The organism is Streptomyces actinomycinicus, assembly GCF_016741775.1.
In the GTDB taxonomy this organism is placed as follows: Bacteria; Actinomycetota; Actinomycetes; order Streptomycetales; family Streptomycetaceae; genus Streptomyces; species Streptomyces actinomycinicus.
Genome location: NZ_JAERRK010000002.1, coordinates 538,107 through 556,706, shown reverse-complemented (window position 1 = coordinate 556,706; position 18,600 = coordinate 538,107). Strand labels below are relative to the sequence as shown.

Genomic DNA, 18,600 nt, shown 5'->3' with positions numbered 1-18,600 from the left:
GCCCTGAAATGGGGTTTTCCACCCGGCAGGGGGGTGCGCGAGAGCCCCGGAACGGGCATGCGAAACTTTTCACATGAGTACCCGTAGCCGCGCCGTCCTGCTCACCGCTGTGGCCGCCGCCGCGGCCCTCACCCTGTCCGCGTGCGGAAAGGGCGGCATCTCCGGTGGCGGTGGCGACACCAACTTCGTCACCGGCAAGAACGGCATCGACACCGTGCCGGCCGGCAAGCGCGCCGCGGCCCCGGACCTGTCCGGCAAGACCGTCGACGGCAAGAGCCTCGACGTCGCCGACTACAAGGGCAAGGTCGTCGTCCTCAACGTCTGGGGCTCCTGGTGCGGTCCGTGCCGGGAGGAAGCGCAGTACTTCGCCAAGGTCTCCAAGCAGTACGCGGACAAGGGCGTCCAGTTCGTCGGCATCAACACCCGGGACACCAGCACCACCCCCGCCCTCGCCTTCGAGAAGGAGCACGGGGTCCAGTACCCGAGCCTGTACGACCCCACGGGCAAGCTGATGCTCCGCTTCAAGAAGGGCACGCTCAACCCGCAGCTCATCCCCTCGACGCTCATCGTCGACCGCAACGGCAAGGTCGCCGCGCGTGCCCTGGAGGCGCTCGACGACACGACCCTGCTGAAGATGCTCAAGCCCGTCCTCGCGGAGAAGTGACGTGAGCGCACTGCTGACGCTGGCCGCGGAGAACCAGACGGTGAAGAGCGGCGCCCTGCTGATCGCCCTGCCCGTCGCGCTGCTCGGCGGCCTCGTCTCCTTCTTCTCGCCCTGCGTGCTCCCCCTGGTCCCCGGCTACCTCTCCTACGTCACCGGGGTCGCCGGCACCGACCTGGCCGAGGCCAGACGGGGTCGGATGGTCACCGGGGCCTCCCTGTTCGTACTCGGCTTCAGCGTCGTGTTCATCTCGGGCGGCGCGCTCTTCGGGTACTTCGGCTCGACCCTCCAGGAGCACAAGGACACCCTGTCCCACGTGCTCGGAGTGCTGATGATCGCCATGGGTGTGTTCTTCATGGGCCTGATGCCCTGGTTCACCCAGCGCGAGTTCCGCTTCCACAAGCGGCCGACGACCGGCCTGGTGGGCGCTCCCGTACTGGGCGCCCTGTTCGGCATCGGCTGGACGCCCTGCATCGGTCCGACCCTCGGCGCGGTCAACTTCCTCGCCATGCACGAGTCGAGCGCCGGACGCGGCACCCTGCTGATGGTCGCCTACTGTCTGGGCCTCGGCGTGCCCTTCGTGCTGGCGGCCGTGGCCTTCCGCAAGGCGCTCGGTGCCTTCGGCTGGGTCAAGCGCCACTACGTCTGGGTGATGCGCGTCGGCGGCACGATGATGATCGTCACCGGTGTGCTGCTGCTGACCGGGGCGTGGGACAGTCTCGTGCGGGAGATGCAGGGCTGGTCCGACGGCTTCACTGTGGGGATCTGATCGATGAGCGCAACCGAAACCGACAAGAGCCGGGACCAGGAGGACCTGGGGGCGGCCGGCTCCCAGCTGTCCACCGCGCCGCAGGAGGAGCAGACGGGCCTGCCCGGACTCGGCGTCACGGGCTGGGCCCGCTGGTTCTGGCGGCAGCTGACCTCCATGCGGGTCGCGCTGCTGCTGCTCCTGCTGCTCTCGCTCGGCGCCATCCCCGGCTCGCTGATCCCGCAGAACGGGGTCGACGCCGCCAAGGTGGAGGAGTTCCGCAAGGCCCACGGCACACTCGCGCCGGTCTACGACAAGCTCGGTCTGTTCCACGTCTACAGCTCGGTGTGGTTCTCCGCGATCTACATCCTGCTGTTCGTCTCCCTCATCGGCTGCATCGTCCCGCGCACCTGGCAGTTCGTCGGCCAGCTGCGCGGCCGTCCGCCGGGCGCGCCCAAGCGGCTCACCCGGCTGCCCGCGTACACGACGTGGCGTACGGACGCCGACCCGGAGCAGGTCCGTGAGGCCGCGCTCGCGCTGCTGAAGAAGCGCCGCTTCCGCGCCCACGTCGCCGGTGACGCCGTCGCCGCCGAGAAGGGCTATCTGCGCGAGGTCGGCAATCTGGTCTTCCACATCGCGCTGATCGTGCTGCTGGTCGCCTTCGCCTCCGGCCAGCTGTACAAGTCGGACGGCACCAAGCTGATGGTGGAGGGCGACGGCTTCTCGAACGCGCTGCCGATGTACGACGACATCAAGTCCGGCAGCCTCTTCCGGACCGACGACCTGGTCCCCTTCAGCTTCGACCTCAAGGACTTCCGGGCCACCTACGAGGTCAGCGGCCCGAACAAGGGCACCCCGCGCACCTTCGAGGCGAAGATCCGCTACAGCGAGGGCGCGTACGGCAAGGAGAAGGCGACCACCGTCAAGGTCAACGAGCCGCTGAAGATCGGCGACGCCAAGGTCTACCTGGTCAGCCACGGCTACGCGCCCGTCGTCACCGTCCGCGACGGCCGGGGCAAGGTCGTCTTCCAGGACGCCGTTCCGCTGCTGCCGCTCGACGGCAACATCACCTCCAACGGCGTGATCAAGGTGATGGACGACTACCGCGACGGCCGGGGCAAGAAGGACCAGCTCGGCTTCCAGGCCTTCTTCGTGCCGACCTTCGACCCGAAGAGCGGCACGATGCTCTCGCAGTACCCGGCGCTGGTGAACCCGCTGCTCGCGGTGAACGCCTACCACGGCTCGCTGGGTGTGAACTCGGGCCTCGCGCAGAGCGTGTACCAGCTCGACAAGAAGCACATGAAGGCGTTCAAGGACGGCAAGGGCCAGCTGCTGAAGAAGCTGCTCCGGCCGGGCGACTCCCTGAAGCTGCCCGACGGCGCCGGGACCATCACCTTCGAGAAGGACGTCAAGGAGTGGGCCGGCTTCGAGATCGTCCAGGAGCCGGGTGGCGGCTGGGCGCTCGCCGGCGCCCTCGCCGCGATCTTCGGTCTGGCCGGGTCCCTGTTCATCCAGCGCCGCCGCGTGTGGGTGCGGGCGGTGCGCGGTGCCGACGGCGTCACGGTCGTGGAGATGGCCGGGCTCGGCCGCAGCGAGTCCGCGAAGGTGCCCGACGAGCTGGGCGACCTCGCCGCAACCCTCTACGACCAGGCGCCGGGGGCATCCAGCCCCGACGACGACCCCTCACCCACCCCCGAACCCCCAGCCGTACCTGCCGAAGGGGCTGAGAAGTGACTCTCGCCGCCGCAACCGATCTCGCCGCCGCGACCAACGAACACCTCGCGAGCATCAGCAACACGCTGATCTACTCGTCGATGGCCGTCTACACCCTGGCCTTCTTCGCCTACATCGCCGAGTGGCTCTTCGGCAGCCGCAGCAAGGTCGCCCGTACGGCCGCCGCGCTCACCGCCGGCGCCGAGCAGCAGGCGGGCGCCCCCGCCGTCACGGTGCAGCGGGCCGGGGGTACCGCCGTGCTGGAGCGGCCCAAGGTCGTCGTCCGCTCGGCCTCCGGCGCCCGGGACGTGCCGGACGGGCCCGGCGCGCACGGCGGCGACGTGCAGGGCGACCTCTACGGGCGGATCGCCGTCTCCCTCACCGTGCTCGCGTTCCTGGTGGAGCTGGGCGGCGTCGTCACCCGCGCGGCCTCCGTGGAGCGGGCGCCGTGGGGCAACATGTACGAGTTCAACATCACCTTCTCCACGGTCGCCGTCGGCGTGTACCTCGCCCTGCTGGCCCTGAAGAAGAACGTCCGCTGGATGGGCCTGTTCCTCATCACCACGGTCCTGCTCGACCTGGGCCTCGCGGTCACCGTCCTGTACACGGCCAGCGACCAGCTGGTGCCGGCCCTGCACTCGTACTGGCTGTACATCCACGTCTCCACCGCGATCTTCTGCGGCGCCGTGTTCTACGTCGGCGCGGTCGCCACGATCCTGTACCTGTTCAAGGACTCGTACGAGAACAAGCTGCAGACCGGCGGCAGGCCCGGCAAGTTCGCCGCGTCGGTGCTGGAGCGGCTGCCCGCCTCCGCGTCCCTGGACAAGTTCGCCTACCGGGTCAACGCGGCCGTCTTCCCGCTGTGGACGTTCACGATCATCGCGGGCGCGATCTGGGCGGGCGACGCCTGGGGCCGGTACTGGAACTGGGACCCGAAGGAGACCTGGTCCTTCATCACCTGGATCGCCTACGCCTGCTACCTGCACGCCCGGGCGACGGCCGGCTGGAAGGGCCGCAAGGCCGCCTACCTGGCACTGATCGCCTTCGGCTGCTGGCTGTTCAACTACTACGGCGTCAACATCTTCGTGAGCGGCAAGCACTCCTACGCGGGCGTCTGACGCCGGCCGGCCGGGGTTCGTGCCGCGTGCGCAACCCCGGCCCAGGGGTCAGGCTGGTGTCATGAGCGGTTCCATCGCACAGGGCACCAGCCAGACCCACGGGAACATGCACATCCTGCATTTCGTGGTGCGGCTCCCGCAGCGCATGGAGGACGTCTGGCCCGCGGTGGCCACGTCCGAGGGTCTGGGGGACTGGTTCACCCCCGCCGACGTGCTCGAACCCAGGCTCGGCGGCGCGGTCGCGCTGCGCGGTATGGGCAGCGGGGAGGTCACTGCCTGGGACGTGGACCGGGTCGCGGAGTACACGGTCGAGGGCGGCGGCCGGATCCGTTTCCACCTCGAACGGGAGGGGGAGGACGGCAGCGCGCTCCGTTTCACCCACGAGTTCCAGGGCGAGGAGGAGACGGAGCAGCGCTGGCGGTCGCGGTTCGAGCGCCTGATCGAGGTGCTGGGTCGGCCCCAGGCCTAGCCGGCGGGCCCGGCCCCGGGTCGTCCGAGCGGTCACGAGACCGCCGCGAGGCCCGCGTGGGCCACCCAGGCGATCCGGTCGCGCAGCCGCTCGACGTACAGCCGCATGTTCTTCGCCGCCACGTCCGTGTCCGGGTAGCGGCTCGCCAGCCACAGTCCTTCGTGCAGCCGGTTCACCCAGACGCACACCTGGTCCCCGTACGAGACCCGGATCAGCCCGTGGGCACGCTGTTCGGCCCACCGCTCGGCACCCGGGATGCCGCGGGTGTCCAGGTAGGACACGATCGAGTACAGGTCCGGGGAGGTCGGGCGGAAGTCCGCGCCGAGCAGGGCCAGCACCCGGGCCAGCGGCATCCGGGCCAGCGACCGGTTCGCCTGCAGCTCGGCACGGACCGTCCGCAGGGTCTCCGGGAAACCGCGGGTGCGGCCCACCGGCACCTCGATCGGGGCACCGCCCACGTACCAGCCCACCGACTCGCTCCACCGTGACTTCACCCGGGTGTGGAACGGCACCACCGTCCGGTACACCGGCTGCCCGCCGAGTTCGTGCACGGTGAGCCCGGTCGCGGCCAGCAGTCCGACCATGCTGCCCCCGTAGGGCCGGCAGTACGCCTCGAACGCCGCCGCCGCGTCCGCGTCGGCCAGCGGTTCGCACAGCATCTGCTGCCGCGGCAGCGGGCCGTCCGGATCCAGGCCGAGGTCCACGGGGAAGCCGGGCAGCGTCCCGTCGCAGCGGCGGATGAACTCCCGCCAGCGCGCGACGATCTGGTGCCCGCCGTCGAGCCGGTCCGCGTCCGCCCGCTCGATCTCGCAGAAGTCGACGTAGCTGGCGGCCGGCGCCGCCGCCTCGGGTGCGCCGCCCGCGGTCCCGGCCGCGTACAGCTCGGTGATCTCGGCCGGGATCCGGTGCACGGAGTAGGCGTCCACGTTGCTGTGGTCGAAGGCCATGTAGACGCTGACGCCGTCGTCCCGGACGACCGCCGTGTAGATGAGGTTCGGCCAGCGCAGCGCGTCCGCGACGGTGTCGAAGCGGTTCTGCAGGTGCTCGACCAGCCGGCCGGCGTCCGGGAAGTCGCCGACCACCTCCCTGCGCAGGGACACGTCGGCCGCGTCGAGCGTGAACCGGCGCAGCTCGTCGCCCTCGCTGCCCGCCCAGCGGAAGCCGCTGCGCAGCGTCTCGTGCCGCACCGTCCAGGCGCGCAGCGCCTCCTGCAGCACATCGAGGTCGACCGGCCCGGGCAGGTCGAAGGCGCCGCCGAGCCAGGTCGGCACGAACAATCCGTCGTCCCGTACGCACTTGGCGGTCCTGATGTGCGACTCCTGGATGTAGGCGGGGGGCCGGGAGTCCTCCGGGAGCGCCGTCGCCGCCGCCACGGTCGCCGGACTCAGCGTCCACTCGACGAGCCGTCCCGGCCGGACCTCGCAGCGCTGGATGTCAGTGATTCGCACGCGTCTCCGATCGCAGAAGGGGCCCCTGGATGCGGGCCCCCTTCAAGGCAATGACGCGGGAGGCGGCCGGGACATGCCCGCCCGGGCCATTTCAACGGAACGGGTGGCAGGCCGAACGCGGAAGTGGACAACCGGCGTTGACTCACGGCTCCCGGGCTTGTCCCGGACTGCGCCGACGGTGACGAGCCGGGGCGCGCGCGGTCAGCCCACGGCGACGACTCGCACCCCCTGTGGCCGGCCCTGGTGCCGCCCCGGGGCGGGGGCGGTCAGCCCACGGTGATCGAGTCGAGCTTCTCGCGGAGGTACACGTGCGAGTCGACGGGCGGATACGCCACCCGGCCCACCGGCGCCGGCAGGGACTCCACCAGCGTGCCCGGCGTGCACTCGCCGAAGTAGACGAGGGACATCAGCTCCTCGGCCGGCGCGTCCGACGGCGGCGGCAGCACCCGGTGCCGCCCCGACCGCCACCGCGCCCCGGTCCACCGGGACAGCAGATCGCCCACGTTGATCGTGAAGGCGGCCGGGTCGTACGGCGCGTCCTCCCACCCGCCCTCGTCCGTGTAGACCTGCAGTCCCCCCTTGCCGGCCTGCCGGTCGAGGACGGTGACGGTCCCGAAGTCGGTGTGCGGCCCGATCCGGAACTGCCCGGGCTCCGGTTCCCCGACGACCTCCGTGCCCGGATACCAGTTGATGTTGAAGCCGTACGTGGGATGGTCCATGTGCCGCGCGAAGAAGTCGGGGGCCTGCCCGAGGGCGTATCCCAGCAGGGACAGCAGCTCCTTCTCCAGCGCGGCCATCCGGCCCAGGTACTCCTCGCACAGCCCGCGCAGCGCCGGCACCTCGGCGGGCCACACGTTGGGCGCGTACCACTCGGCGTTGACCACCGGGTCCTCGAACGGCTCGTCGGTCGCGAAGGTGAGCGACTCCTTCAGGTCCGGCGGGGTCTCGGTGCCCTCCGCGTACCCGTTGGCCTCCGCACCCCGCCCGAGCCAGCCGCGTCCGCCGACCTTCACCTCGTACCGCCGCTTGACCTCGGCGGGCAGCAGGAAGAACTCCCGTGCGGCCGACCGGATCCCGGCGCGCAGCCCGGGCTCCACCCCGTGCCCGGTGACCAGCAGGAACCCGGCGGTCTGCAGGGCTTCGTCGACGGTACGGGCGAGGGCGGCGCGGGCCGGCGCGTCCCCCTCGGTCCAGAGCCGCAGATCGATGACCGGAATGCGTGAATCACTCATCGATGTCCTCGTTCCAGAGAGCCGGGTTCCCGGGTTGGCCGGCCAGCATGCCGATGACCGCCTGCACCGCCTGGGCCACGGGCCGGCCGACCGCGCCGACGGTGGCCGCGATGCCGGCGATCGCCATCAGCGCGCGGTGCCGGTCTCGGTGACGACCATCAACCACAGCGGGGGCCGACGCGGGCAAGCGGATATGGACGGGACCGCCGAGATGCCTGACGAACCTTCACATTCCGTCGGCGCGGGGCCCGTCGGCCGTGTCCGCCGCTAGTCGTTGCGGGGGTCGTCCTTGTTCAGGGACTTCAGGAACTCCGGGTTGTCGTCCGGGGCGACCCAGTTCGCGGCGGCGCCGCGGTGCCGCTCCGACGGCGACGAGCCGCCCGCCGGCCCCCGCCGCACCTTGCCGGTGATCAGCCAGGCGACCGGTCCGACCAGCACCTCGCCGAACAGCAGCACGATGATCACCCACACCACCTTGGGCAGGTGCCGAACCTCTTCCTCGGGGGTGTTCAGACAGTCCACGAAGGCGTAGATCCACAACGCCAGGACCAGCAGGAACGGCAGATACCTCAGCATGGCCGCGCGTACTCCCCACGCCGTGAGACGACCCTGGTGACCGGGCCAGCCTAGCCGGTGGCGGATACTGGGGGGCATGGCTTACGACGATCTTCGCTCCCTGCTGCGGGCGCTGGAGCGCGAGGGGGACCTCAAGCGCATCAAGGCCGAGGTCGACCCGTACCTGGAGGTCGGGGAGATCGTCGACCGGGTGCAGAAATCCGGCGGCCCGGCGCTTCTCTTCGAGAACGTGAAGGGCTCGGCGATGCCCCTCGCGATGAACGTCTTCGGGACCGACCGGCGGCTGCTGAAGGCGCTGGGCCTGAAGTCGTACGGCGACATCTCCGAGAAGATCGGCGGCCTGCTGCGGCCCGAACTGCCGCACGGCTTCGTCGGTGTGCGCGAGGCCTTCGGCAAGCTGGGCGCGATGACGCACGTCCCGCCGAAGAAGGTCAAGGACGCCCCGGTGCAGGAGGTCGTCCTGCACGGCGACGACGTCGACCTCGACCGGCTCCCCGCCCTGTTCACCTGGCCCCAGGACGGCGGCTCCTTCTTCAACCTGGGCCTGACCCACACCAAGGACCCCGAGACCGGCATCCGCAACCTCGGCCTGTACCGGCTGCAGCGCCACGACAAGCGCACCATCGGCATGCACTGGCAGATCCACAAGGACAGCCGGAACCACTACCAGGTGGCGGCGCGGCGGGGCGAGCGGCTCCCGGTCGCCATCGCCTTCGGCTGTCCGCCGGCGGTGACGTACGCCTCCACGGCCCCCCTCCCCGGTGACATCGACGAGTACCTCTTCGCCGGCTTCATCGCGGGCAAGCGGACCGAGATGGTCGACTGCAAGACGGTCCCGCTCCAGGTCCCGGCGAACGCCGAGGTGGTCCTGGAGGGCTGGCTGGAGCCCGGCGAGATGCTGCCCGAGGGCCCCTTCGGCGACCACACCGGCTTCTACACGCCTCAGGAGCCCTTCCCGGCGCTGAAGATCGACTGCGTGACCATGCGGAAGCGCCCGCTGCTGCAGTCGATCGTGGTCGGCAGGCCCCCGACGGAGGACGGCCCGCTCGGCCGAGCCACGGAACGCTTCTTCCTGCCCCTCCTCAAGATCATCGTCCCGGACATCGTGGACTACCACCTGCCCGAGGCCGGCGGCTTCCACAACTGCGCGATCGTCTCGATCGACAAGAAGTACCCGAAGCACGCGCAGAAGGTGATGCACGCGATCTGGGGGGCCCACATGATGTCCCTCACCAAGCTGATCGTGGTCGTCGACTCCGACTGCGACGTCCACGACCTGCACGAGGTCGCCTGGAGGGCCCTCGGCAACACCGACTACGCCCGTGACCTCACGGTCGTGGAAGGCCCCGTCGACCACCTCGACCACGCCTCCTACCAGCAGTTCTGGGGCGGCAAGGCGGGCATCGACGCGACGAAGAAGTGGCCCGAGGAGGGGTACACGAGGGACGGCGGGTGGCCGGACATGGTCCTGTCGGACCCGGACACGGCGGCCCTGGTGGACCGCCGCTGGAAGGAGTACGGGCTGTGAGCAGCGCCTCTGCCGCGATCCCCCAGCCGGGACGCACCAAGGCCTTCCTGCGCCTGGTGATGATCGAGCACTCGGTCTTCGCGTTGCCCTTCGCCTACATCGCCTCCCTCACGGCGATGTTCCAGTGGGACAGGAACATCCACTGGGCCCGGCTGCTGCTGGTCACGGTCTGCATGGTCGGCCTGCGCACGTTCGCGATGGCGGTCAACCGGATCATCGACCGCGAGATCGACGCCCGGAACCCGCGCACGGCCCACCGCGAGCTGGTGACCGGCGCGATGTCGGTGAAGCACGCCTGGACGGGTGCGCTGGTCGCCCTGGTGGTCTTCCTCGGCGCCGCGGCCCTGCTGAACCCGCTCTGCCTGGCGCTGGCCCCGGTCGCGGTGATCCCGATGGTGGTCTACCCGTACGGGAAACGCTTCACCAACTTCCCGCAGGCCATCCTCGGCCTCGCACAGGCGATGGGACCGGTCGGCGGCTGGCTCGCGATCTCCGGGAGCTGGTCCTGGGACGCGGTGATCCTCGGCCTCGCGGTCGGCGTCTGGATCGGCGGATTCGACCTCATCTACGCCTGCCAGGACGTCGAGACCGACCGCGAGATCGGTGTCATGTCGGTCCCGGCGCGCTTCGGCGTCCCGGCCGCGATCTGGGGCGCCCGGGCCTGCCACACGGTCACGACGGCCCTGTTCGTCTGGTACGCGCTGGCCACCCACGCGGGCGCCTTCTTCTGGCTGGGCCTGCTGATCGTCGCCGGTGCCTTCCTCTACGAACACCGCATCGTCCGGCCGCACGACCTGTCCCGTGTGAACCGGGCGTTCTTCAGCGTCAACGGGTTCATCGGCATTGCCCTGTTCGTGTGTGCGCTGCTTGATCTCCTCGTCCGCGGTCTGACCGTCTGACCAGGTCCAGGGCGACCCGGCCTGAGCACCTTTCCGTCCGCCGGTACGCTCAAGGTGTGAACGCAGGAGAAACGCAGCGCGTGCCTTGGATCGTGGGGGTGTCCGGAGCTTCCGGGACGCCGTACGCGGCTGCCGTGCTGCGGGCGCTGCTGACGGCGGGGGAGACGGTCGACCTGGTGGTCAGCCGGGCCTCGCGGCTGACGCTGCTGGACGAGACGGGGATCTCGTTCCGCGACGCCCACTGGCAGGACGACCTGCGCGCATGGCTGTCCCGGGGCGCCGACGGCAAGCCCGGCACGTTCGACGTGGACGTGAGCGGGGTGCGGTACTGGAGCGCGGGCGATCTCGCCGCCGGCCCGTCCTCGGGCTCGTACGCGGTCAAGGGCATGCTCATCGTGCCCGCCTCCACCGCCTGTGTGGCCGGTGTCGCGCTGGGCCTGTCCAAGGATCTGCTGCAGCGGGCCGCGAGCGTCACACTGAAGGAGCGCCGGACCCTCGTCGTGGCCGTACGGGAGACCCCCCTGAACGGGCAGACGCTGCGGCACCTCGTGGCCCTGGACGACGCCGGCGCCACCGTCGTACCGGCCTCGCCCGCCTTCTACGCGGGCGCCACCCACATCCAGGACCTGGTGGACTTCGTCGCCGGCCGGGTGCTGGACGCGGCGGGCGTCGGGCACGGCCTGTACCGGCGGTGGCGGGGCGAACTGGGCGGCGGCACGGCGGGCGGCTAGCACCGCGCGCAACCAGCAGTACCTCTCATCACTTCAGGAACTTTCACCGGAAGGCTTCGATCGCATGGACGCGGTGGACAGGCAGCTCATCCAGGCCCTGAGGGAGAACGGCCGGGCCTCGTACGCGGAGCTGGGACGCCTTGTCGGCCTGTCGGGCCCGAGCGTCACCGACCGCATCAACCGGCTGGAGGCGGCCGGTGTCATCACCGGCTACCGCGCCACGGTGAACGCGGCCTCGCTCGGCCTCGGCGTCACCGCGCTGATCGGCATCTCGCTCTCCGACGCCGCCGACCACGAGGACGTGGCGCAGCGCCTGCGGGACCTGCCGGAGATCGAGGACTGCTGGTTCATCGCCGGCGACGACTCCTACATGCTCAAGGTGCGCTCGACCGACGTCGACGGCCTGGAGCGGACCATCCGGCGGCTGAGCGGCACCAAGGGCGTCTCCCGCACCCGTACGACCATCGTGCTCTCCACGAAGTGGGAGAACCGGGTCGGGGAGCTGCCCGAAGAGGTGTAGGGATACCGTTGGTCGGGCTGTCGTAGAAAGGTGTTGGCATGGACGTCGGGCTCAAGCGCGAGCTGGAGGAAAAGGTCCGCTCCGGTGAGCGGCTGACCCGCGAGGACGGCATCGCGCTGTACGAGTCGGACGACCTGGCCTGGCTGGGCGGGCTCGCCCACGAGGTGCGCACCCGCAAGAACGGTGACGTCGTCCACTTCAACGTCAACCGGCACCTGAACATGACGAACGTGTGCACGGCCTCCTGCGCGTACTGCTCCTTCCAGCGCAAGCCGGGGGAGAAGGACGCGTACACGATGCGCATCGAGGAGGCCGTCAAGCTCGCCAAGGCGATGGAGTCGGAGAACCTCACCGAGCTGCACATCGTCAACGGCCTGCACCCGAACCTGCCGTGGCGCTACTACCCGCGCTCCCTGCGGGAACTGAAGGCCGCCCTCCCGGACGTCTCCCTCAAGGCCTTCACGGCGACGGAGATCCACCACTTCGAGACGATCTCCGGTCTGTCGGCGTCCGAGATCCTGGACGAGCTGATCGACGCGGGCCTGGAGTCGCTCACCGGTGGCGGCGCGGAGATCTTCGACTGGGAGGTCCGGCAGCACATCGTGGACCACCGCACCCACTGGGAGGACTGGTCCCGCATCCACCGCCTGGCGCACGAGAAGGGTCTGAAGACCCCGTGCACCATGCTGTACGGCCACATCGAGGAGCCCAGGCACCGGGTCGACCACGTGCTGCGCCTGCGCGAGCTGCAGGACGAGACGAACGGCTTCCAGGTCTTCATCCCGCTGCGCTACCAGCACGACTTCGTGGACATGAAGGACGGCAAGATCCGCAACCGCCTTCAGGCCCGCACGCAGATGGCGACCGGCGCGGAGGCCCTGAAGACGTTCGCCGTCTCCCGCCTCCTGTTCGACAACGTCCCGCACGTCAAGGTCTTCTGGGTGATGCACGGCGTGCAGACCGCCCAGCTGGCCCTCCAGCACGGCGCCGACGACATGGACGGCTCGGTCGTCGAGTACAAGATCACTCACGACGCGGACAACTACGGCACGCCGAACAAGCTGACCCGTGACGACCTGCTGGAACTGATCCGCGACGCGGGCTTCCGTCCCGTGGAGCGCAACACGCGCTACGAGATCATCCGCGAGTACGAGGGCCCCGACCCGGCCCGCCGGGAGTCCCCCCAGCCGATGCGGGTCTGACCCCGCCACCGCCACCCCGCCCCCTCGCCCGGTTCCCCGGCCGGACGGGGGGTACCCGCCCGGCATGCCAGCAACGAAGGCCCCCGAGGACGCCTACACGGCGAAACCCTTCGTGCCGGACCACGGCACCCTCGACGACCTGCGCCGCGCGGCGGCCGGCTGCCGCGGCTGCCCCCTCCACCGCCCCGCCACCCAGACGGTCTTCGGCACCGGGAACACCCACGCCCGCGTCATGCTCGTGGGGGAGCAGCCCGGCGACCAGGAGGACCGCCAGGGCAAGCCCTTCGTGGGTCCCGCCGGCAAGCTCCTCGACCGGGCCCTGGCGGAAGCCGGTGTGGATCCGGCGGACACCTACGTCACCAACGCGGTCAAGCACTTCAAGTTCACCCAGGCCGAACCCCGCAAGCGCCGGATCCACAAGTCCCCGAGCCTGCGGGAGATGACGGCGTGCGGCCCCTGGCTCGCGGCGGAGCTGGCGCTGGTGGAGCCGGAGCTGATCGTGGTACTGGGGGCGACGGCCGGAAAGGCGCTGCTGGGTTCGTCGTTCCGGGTCGGCCAGGTCCGTGGCACGGTGCTGGAGGAGGAGATCCACGGGCGCCCGGAGCGGCTGGTGCCGACCGTGCATCCGTCGTCCGTGCTGCGGGCGGACGACCGGGAGCAGGCGTACCAGGGACTGGTCGCCGACCTGAAGGTGGCTGCACGCGCGCTCGGGTAATAGATAGCATGCGCGCATGCCCCTTACTTTCACCCTGGATCCCGCTGTCACCCCGGCCCTGCGCGACGGCATCCTCGGCCTGTGGACGGACGTCTCGAACGCGGGCGGCGCCGTCGGCTTCGTGGCCCCGGTGAACCGCGAGGAGGTACGCCCCGAGCTGGTGCGGCACTTCGTGCAGATGGCCGAGGGACGCACCCGGCTGCTCGTCGGGCACGACGAGGACGGTGAGGTCGCCGCGACCGCCTTCGTCACCCACAACACGCACCGGCTGATGACCCACTGGGTGTGGCTCTACACGGTGATGGTCCACCCCCGGCACCAGGGCAAGGGTTACGGCCGCGACCTGCTGGCCGCCGCGGCCGACGCGGTCCGCGGGATGGAGGGCATCGAGGCGATCCGGCTCACCTGCCGCGGCGGTCTCGGTCTGGAGCGCTTCTACGCCTCCTGCGGCTACAAGGAGGTCGGCCGGGTCCCCGGCGCCATCCGAGTGGCCCCCGACGACGACCGCGACGACGTCCTCATGCTCCTGCCCCTGCACTGACCCGCCGCGCCGCCGCGCAGCAACGGATCCCGCCGCGCCGCCCCGCGGAACGGATCCCGCCGCGCCTCCCCGCCGAACGGGTCCTGCCGCGCCTCCCCGCCGAACGGGTCCCGCCGCGCCTCCCCGCCGAACGGGTCCCGCCGTACTACCCCGCCGCACGGACCCCGCTGCATGATCGCCTGTGCGGCGTGCTTCACTGGACGATGACCCCTTTTGGAATCGGACGAGTGGATTGAGATGCTCCGCTACACGCTGATGCGCCTCGGTATCTTCGCGGGCTGCCTCGCGGTCGTCTGGGGAGCCGTCTACTCCGGCATCTTCCCGCGCGGCTTCGGCAACTCCAACGGCCTGTGGGTCCTGCTGCTCGCCCTGATCCTCTCGGCGCCGATCAGCTGGGTGGCGCTGCGCAAGGAACGGGACCGGGCCTCGGTGCAGATCGTGGGCAAGGTCGACCGGATGAAGGCCAACCTGGACGCGAACCGCAGCCAGGAGGACGTCGCCGACGACAGCGCCCGGGCCCAGGGCCAGCCTTCCTGAACCGAGCGGTACCGGCCGGTGTCCGCCGAGCCGCGGCTCGCCACCCCGGCCCCAACTAGGCTTGCCCCATGGGTGCCGTGAAGACCAAACGGATGCCGAGGGCGGTGCGGGAGCAGCAGATGCTCGACGCTGCCGTGCGGATTTTCGGGCAACGCGGGTACATGGCCGCCTCCATGGACGAGATAGCCGAACTCGCGGGCGTCTCGAAGCCGTTGGTGTACCTGTACCTGAACTCGAAGGAAGACCTCTTCATCGCCTGCATCCGCCGTGAGGCGACCGCGCTCACGGAGGCCGTCCGCGCGGGCGTCCGGCCGGGGCTGCCCGCCGACCGCCAGCTCTGGGACGGGCTGCAGGCGTTCTTCGCGCACACCGCCGAGCACCCCGACGGCTGGTCGGTGCTGCACCTCCAGGCGCGTACGCACGGGGAGCCCTTCGCGGCCGAGGTCGCCGCGATGCGCGCGGAGATCGTCGCCTTCGTGACCCGGCTGGTCGCGGTGGCGGCGCGGGCGGCCCACCGGGACCCGGACCTCCCCGAAGGAGAGGTGGCCGGCCTGGCCGAGGCCCTGGTGGGAGCCGCGGAGTCCCTCGCCGCCTGGGCCAACGTCACCCCCGGCGTCACCGCCCGCCAGGCAGCGGCCACCCTGATGAACTTCGCCTGGTCAGGCCTGGGCAATCTGCTGTCGGGCCACGTCTGGACCCCGCCGGCGTAGCCGACCGGGCCCCGGCCCGCCGGTGATCAGCTCCACTCGGCCTTCCTGCTCACCTCTCCGGTCACATGCACCCGCCCGTCCCGCCCCGCCCGAAGCTCGAACCGCCCGGTGCCGTCCGCCCCGTACGCCACCGTCCCCGGCAGCAGTACGGGCGCCCGGAACCGGGCCCGGACCTCGACGGCGTCGGGCGTGCCGTGCGCGGCCAGGCAGCGGGCCACGGTCCACATGCCGTGCGCGACGGCCCGGGGAAAGCCGAAGAGGCGAGCGGTGAGGGGATACAGGTGGATCGGGTTCCGGTCCCCCGAGGCACCCCCGTACCGCCGCCCCACATCCGCCCCGAGCCGCCACTCCCCGACAACGGGCAGCGCCTCCTCCGCATCGCGAGGCGGCTTCTCGCACGTCTCGCTTCCCGGCCGAGCGAGTCGGCCGGGCGGGTGGACGGGGGACGGGGTCCGCGGCGCAGCCCCGCCACCACCCCCACGGCCCCGCGCCAGATACGTACTGCGCGACCCCCACACCACCTCACCCCCCATCCCCAACTCCGTCACCACCGCCACCTCGACCCCACGCCGGTGCGCGGTCAGCCCCTCCACCCACACACCCACCTCGTACGCCGCATCGACGGGCAGCGCCCCCACCCGCACGATCTCGACCGACGTATGGACCAGCCCCGGCAACGGCAGCGGAAAGTCCCGCCCGCTCATCAGCCGCATGGCCAGCGGAAATCCGAGGACGTGCGGGTACGTCACCGGAAGGTCCGCGTCGCCGGCACCGAAGCCGCACACCCGCTCGTACGCGGCCAGTCCCTCCGGGGCGACGCGCACCCCGGGCAGTACCAGCCGTGTGCGCGGCACGTCCGCGTCCGGGTCGGGGCGGCGCTTGAAGGGCGAACTCAGGGCCCCGCGAAGCAGCAGCGGGCCGAGCGCGGGGGTGCCGGTCAGGGGAACGGCGTTCAGCGGCGCCCGGGAACGCCCCTGGGTCGTGCCGGTGAAGCCGAGGTGGCGGTCGGCCATGTGCAACTCCCGCGCGGCTAGGTCCACATTGCTTACTCTGAAGTAAGGTTACCGGAGGTAATGCCAAGGCGGACACGGCGTGACGGCGATCCCGAAGCCACCGTCCACCTCGCGCGCAGGCAAAGCTGAACACCCCTCACACAACCTCCGAGGCTGCACATCCCCGGCCCCGGACCACCCCCGCACCCGCACAACCCCCTCACAGCGGACCCGTACGATCACCTGCCTGACCGGCGGTAACCCCTTTCCGGGGCGCCACCGGTGCACGCACGCCCGAGGAGCCGCCCGTGTCCACCCCCTTCCCGAACGCGCCCGCCTCCTCCGGCGCCCCCGTCTCCGCCACCGACTACGACGGCCGCCCGGTCCTCGTCGAGCCGGAGACACGGCGGCTGGACGGCGCCGTACGGGAGGCGCACGTACCGCCGTTCGCGCCCCCGGTCACCCACGGCTCCCTCGCCGACCTGCCGTACGACAACGCCCAGGCGGCCCCCGACGCGGCCGTGCTGAGCCGCAAGCGCCCCGACGGCCGCTGGACGGACGTGACGGCGACCCGGTTCGCCGCCGAGGTACAGGCCGTGGCCAGGGGACTGATCGCCGAGGGCCTGCTGCCGGGCGACCGGATCGCCGTCATGGCCCGTACGACCTACGAGTGGACCCTGCTCGACTTCGCCGCCTGGGCGGCCGGCCTGGTCACCGTCCCCGTCTACCCGACCTCCTCCGTCTTCCAGACCCGCTGGATCCTGCACGACTCCGGCGCGGTCGCCCTGATCACGGAGACCGCCGCGCAGGCCGCCGCCATCGGCCCCGAACTCGCGCGCCTGCCCGACGTACGCCACCTGTGGGTGATGGAGAAGGAGCACGTGGCCCGGCTCGCCGACGCGGGCGCGCAGGTACCGGACGGGGAGGTGGCCGTACGCCGGGGCATGCTGGGCCCCGACACGCTCGCCACGCTGATCTACACCTCGGGCACCACCGGCCGGCCGAAGGGCTGCGCCCTCTCGCACGGCAACTTCTTCGCCGAGGTCGACAACGCGATCGAACTCCTCCACCCGGTGTTCAAGGCGCAGGGCGAGGAGCCGTCGGTCCTCCTCTTCCTGCCCATGTCCCACGTGTTCGGCCGGATGGTGGCCATCGCCTGCGTCCGCGCCCGCGTCCGCCTCGGCCACGCGCCCAGCCTGGCCCCGGACGACCTCCTCCCGGACCTGGCCGCGTTCAGACCGACCTGCCTGCTGACCATCCCGTACATGCTGGAGAAGATCTACAACTCCGCCCGCGCCAAGGCGGAGGCGGGCGGCCGGGTGGCGGCCTTCGACCGGGCGGCGACCGTGGCCCAGCGCTACGGCGAGGCGCTGGAGGCCCGTCAGACCGGCACCGGCAGCGGTCCGGGCCGCGCCCTGAAGACGCAGCGCACCTTCTACGACCCCCTGGTCTACCGCCGCATCCGCACCGCCATGGGCGGCCGGGTGCGGTACGTCATCTGCGGCGGCTCCCCCCTCGGCCGGCGCCTCGCCGCGTTCTACGCGGGCGCGGGCATCGAGATCTTCGAGGGCTACGGCCTCACGGAGACGACCGGAGCGTCGACGGTCACCCCGCCGCTGAAGCCCCGCCTCGGCACGGTCGGCTGGCCGATGCCCGGCACGCGGGTACGGATCGCGGCGGACGGCGAGATCCTCGTCGCCGGCGACCATGTGCTGCGCGGCTACTGGGACCCGCAGGCAGGCGGTGTGGTCCCCGCGACCCTCGACGGCTGGCTGCCGACGGGCGACATCGGCGAGCTGGACGACGAGGGCTACCTGACCATCACCGGCCGCAAGAAGGAACTGCTGATCACCGCGGGCGGCAAGTCGGTGGCCCCGGCGCCGCTGGAGAACTGGCTGCGTCAGCACCCGCTGATCTCCCAGGTGATGCTGGTCGGGGACGGCCGCCCGTACGTCGCGGCCCTCGTCACCCTCGACCCCGACGGCATCACGCACTGGCGCCAGATGATCGGCAAGCACCCGGTGCCGCCGGAACTCCTGGCCTCCGACGAGGAGTTGACCGAGGTCCTGCAGCGGGCGATGGACGAGGCGAACAAGCTGGTGTCCCGCCCCGAGTCCATCCGCCGCTTCACCGTACTGCCGGTGGACTTCACCGAGGAGGCCGGACACCTCACCCCCTCCATGAAGCTGCGGCGGGAACAGATCATGCGGGACTTCTCCCACGAGGTGGAGAGCCTGTACGTGCGATGAGCGCCGGCCCG

Annotated in this window: 19 protein-coding genes and 1 pseudogene; 15 read left to right on the top strand and 5 right to left on the bottom strand. The window is 71.1% G+C overall.

Annotation, left to right across the window (positions count from 1 at the left end; genetic code table 11):
* The first annotated feature begins 73 nt into the window (after window positions 1–73).
* From JK359_RS06600 to JK359_RS06580, 5 genes are all read left to right on the top strand, one after another.
* Window positions 74–664: a TlpA family protein disulfide reductase gene (locus tag JK359_RS06600; protein ID WP_201832562.1), complete on the top strand. Its 591-nt coding sequence runs from the start codon at window positions 74–76 to the stop codon at window positions 662–664.
* Between the two features lies 1 nt (window position 665).
* A complete protein-coding gene (locus tag JK359_RS06595) occupies window positions 666–1,430 on the top strand; it encodes a cytochrome c biogenesis CcdA family protein (protein ID WP_201832560.1) in 765 nt (254 codons plus the stop codon).
* Between the two features lie 3 nt (window positions 1,431–1,433).
* Complete coding sequence (gene resB / locus JK359_RS06590) at window positions 1,434–3,143, top strand: cytochrome c biogenesis protein ResB (RefSeq protein ID WP_201832558.1); 1,710 nt, start codon at window positions 1,434–1,436, stop codon at window positions 3,141–3,143.
* Window positions 3,140–4,240 carry a c-type cytochrome biogenesis protein CcsB gene (ccsB, locus tag JK359_RS06585; RefSeq protein ID WP_201832556.1) on the top strand — a complete coding sequence of 367 codons (1,101 nt, stop codon included), beginning with the start codon at window positions 3,140–3,142 and terminating at the stop codon, window positions 4,238–4,240. The genes resB and ccsB overlap by 4 nt, the downstream gene beginning before the upstream one ends.
* A 61-nt stretch (window positions 4,241–4,301) precedes the next feature.
* Window positions 4,302–4,709 carry an SRPBCC domain-containing protein gene (locus tag JK359_RS06580; protein WP_201832554.1) on the top strand — a complete coding sequence of 136 codons (408 nt, stop codon included), beginning with the start codon at window positions 4,302–4,304 and terminating at the stop codon, window positions 4,707–4,709.
* A 32-nt stretch (window positions 4,710–4,741) separates the two neighbouring features.
* On the opposite strand, the gene JK359_RS06575 is transcribed toward JK359_RS06580, so the two are convergent.
* From JK359_RS06575 to JK359_RS06565, 4 genes and pseudogenes are all read right to left on the bottom strand, one after another.
* Window positions 4,742–6,157 carry a condensation domain-containing protein gene (locus JK359_RS06575; protein WP_201832552.1) on the bottom strand — a complete coding sequence of 472 codons (1,416 nt, stop codon included), beginning with the start codon at window positions 6,155–6,157 and terminating at the stop codon, window positions 4,742–4,744.
* 266 nt (window positions 6,158–6,423) lie between these two features.
* Window positions 6,424–7,389 carry an isopenicillin N synthase family dioxygenase gene (locus JK359_RS06570; protein WP_201832550.1) on the bottom strand — a complete coding sequence of 322 codons (966 nt, stop codon included), beginning with the start codon at window positions 7,387–7,389 and terminating at the stop codon, window positions 6,424–6,426.
* Entirely contained in the window at window positions 7,382–7,516 is a 135-nt protein-coding gene (locus tag JK359_RS39785) for a hypothetical protein (protein ID WP_269138963.1), read from the bottom strand. The genes JK359_RS06570 and JK359_RS39785 overlap by 8 nt, the downstream gene beginning before the upstream one ends.
* A 143-nt stretch (window positions 7,517–7,659) precedes the next feature.
* Window positions 7,660–7,965, bottom strand: a pseudogene (locus JK359_RS06565) (PLD nuclease N-terminal domain-containing protein); the annotation flags it as partial.
* 76 nt (window positions 7,966–8,041) lie between these two features.
* Here JK359_RS06565 and JK359_RS06560 point away from each other — a divergent pair.
* From JK359_RS06560 to JK359_RS06520, 9 genes are all read left to right on the top strand, one after another.
* Window positions 8,042–9,493: a menaquinone biosynthesis decarboxylase gene (locus JK359_RS06560; protein ID WP_201832546.1), complete on the top strand. Its 1,452-nt coding sequence runs from the start codon at window positions 8,042–8,044 to the stop codon at window positions 9,491–9,493.
* Window positions 9,490–10,392, top strand: a complete 903-nt coding sequence (gene mqnP / locus JK359_RS06555) for a menaquinone biosynthesis prenyltransferase MqnP (RefSeq protein WP_201832531.1) — start codon at window positions 9,490–9,492, stop codon at window positions 10,390–10,392. Before JK359_RS06560 ends, mqnP begins: the two co-directional genes overlap by 4 nt.
* An 80-nt stretch (window positions 10,393–10,472) precedes the next feature.
* Window positions 10,473–11,123, top strand: a complete 651-nt coding sequence (locus JK359_RS06550) for a UbiX family flavin prenyltransferase (RefSeq protein WP_201832825.1) — start codon at window positions 10,473–10,475, stop codon at window positions 11,121–11,123.
* A 64-nt stretch (window positions 11,124–11,187) separates the two neighbouring features.
* Complete coding sequence (locus tag JK359_RS06545) at window positions 11,188–11,643, top strand: Lrp/AsnC family transcriptional regulator (protein WP_061928809.1); 456 nt, start codon at window positions 11,188–11,190, stop codon at window positions 11,641–11,643.
* A gap of 38 nt (window positions 11,644–11,681) precedes the next feature.
* A complete protein-coding gene (gene mqnE, locus JK359_RS06540; protein WP_201832529.1) occupies window positions 11,682–12,845 on the top strand; it encodes an aminofutalosine synthase MqnE in 1,164 nt (387 codons plus the stop codon).
* Window positions 12,846–12,909: 64 nt separating this feature from the next.
* Window positions 12,910–13,560, top strand: a complete 651-nt coding sequence (locus JK359_RS06535) for a UdgX family uracil-DNA binding protein (protein ID WP_201832521.1) — start codon at window positions 12,910–12,912, stop codon at window positions 13,558–13,560.
* Window positions 13,561–13,576: 16 nt separating this feature from the next.
* Complete coding sequence (locus JK359_RS06530; RefSeq protein WP_201832513.1) at window positions 13,577–14,101, top strand: GNAT family N-acetyltransferase; 525 nt, start codon at window positions 13,577–13,579, stop codon at window positions 14,099–14,101.
* A 237-nt stretch (window positions 14,102–14,338) separates the two neighbouring features.
* The gene (locus tag JK359_RS06525; protein WP_201832511.1) at window positions 14,339–14,638 is read left to right on the top strand and encodes a DUF4229 domain-containing protein; all 300 of its coding nucleotides are present in this window, start codon (window positions 14,339–14,341) and stop codon (window positions 14,636–14,638) included.
* A 68-nt stretch (window positions 14,639–14,706) separates the two neighbouring features.
* On the top strand, window positions 14,707–15,348 hold the full coding sequence (locus tag JK359_RS06520; protein WP_201832509.1) for a TetR/AcrR family transcriptional regulator: 642 nt from the start codon (window positions 14,707–14,709) through the stop codon (window positions 15,346–15,348).
* A gap of 26 nt (window positions 15,349–15,374) precedes the next feature.
* Here JK359_RS06520 and JK359_RS06515 read toward each other — a convergent pair whose 3' ends face one another.
* Window positions 15,375–16,361: a MaoC family dehydratase gene (locus tag JK359_RS06515; protein ID WP_201832500.1), complete on the bottom strand. Its 987-nt coding sequence runs from the start codon at window positions 16,359–16,361 to the stop codon at window positions 15,375–15,377.
* A 287-nt stretch (window positions 16,362–16,648) separates the two neighbouring features.
* Between JK359_RS06515 and JK359_RS06510 the strand changes: the two genes are divergently transcribed.
* Window positions 16,649–18,589, top strand: coding sequence for an AMP-dependent synthetase/ligase (locus tag JK359_RS06510; protein ID WP_201832498.1), 1,941 nt, complete (start codon window positions 16,649–16,651; stop codon window positions 18,587–18,589).
* Window positions 18,590–18,600: the final 11 nt, after the last annotated feature.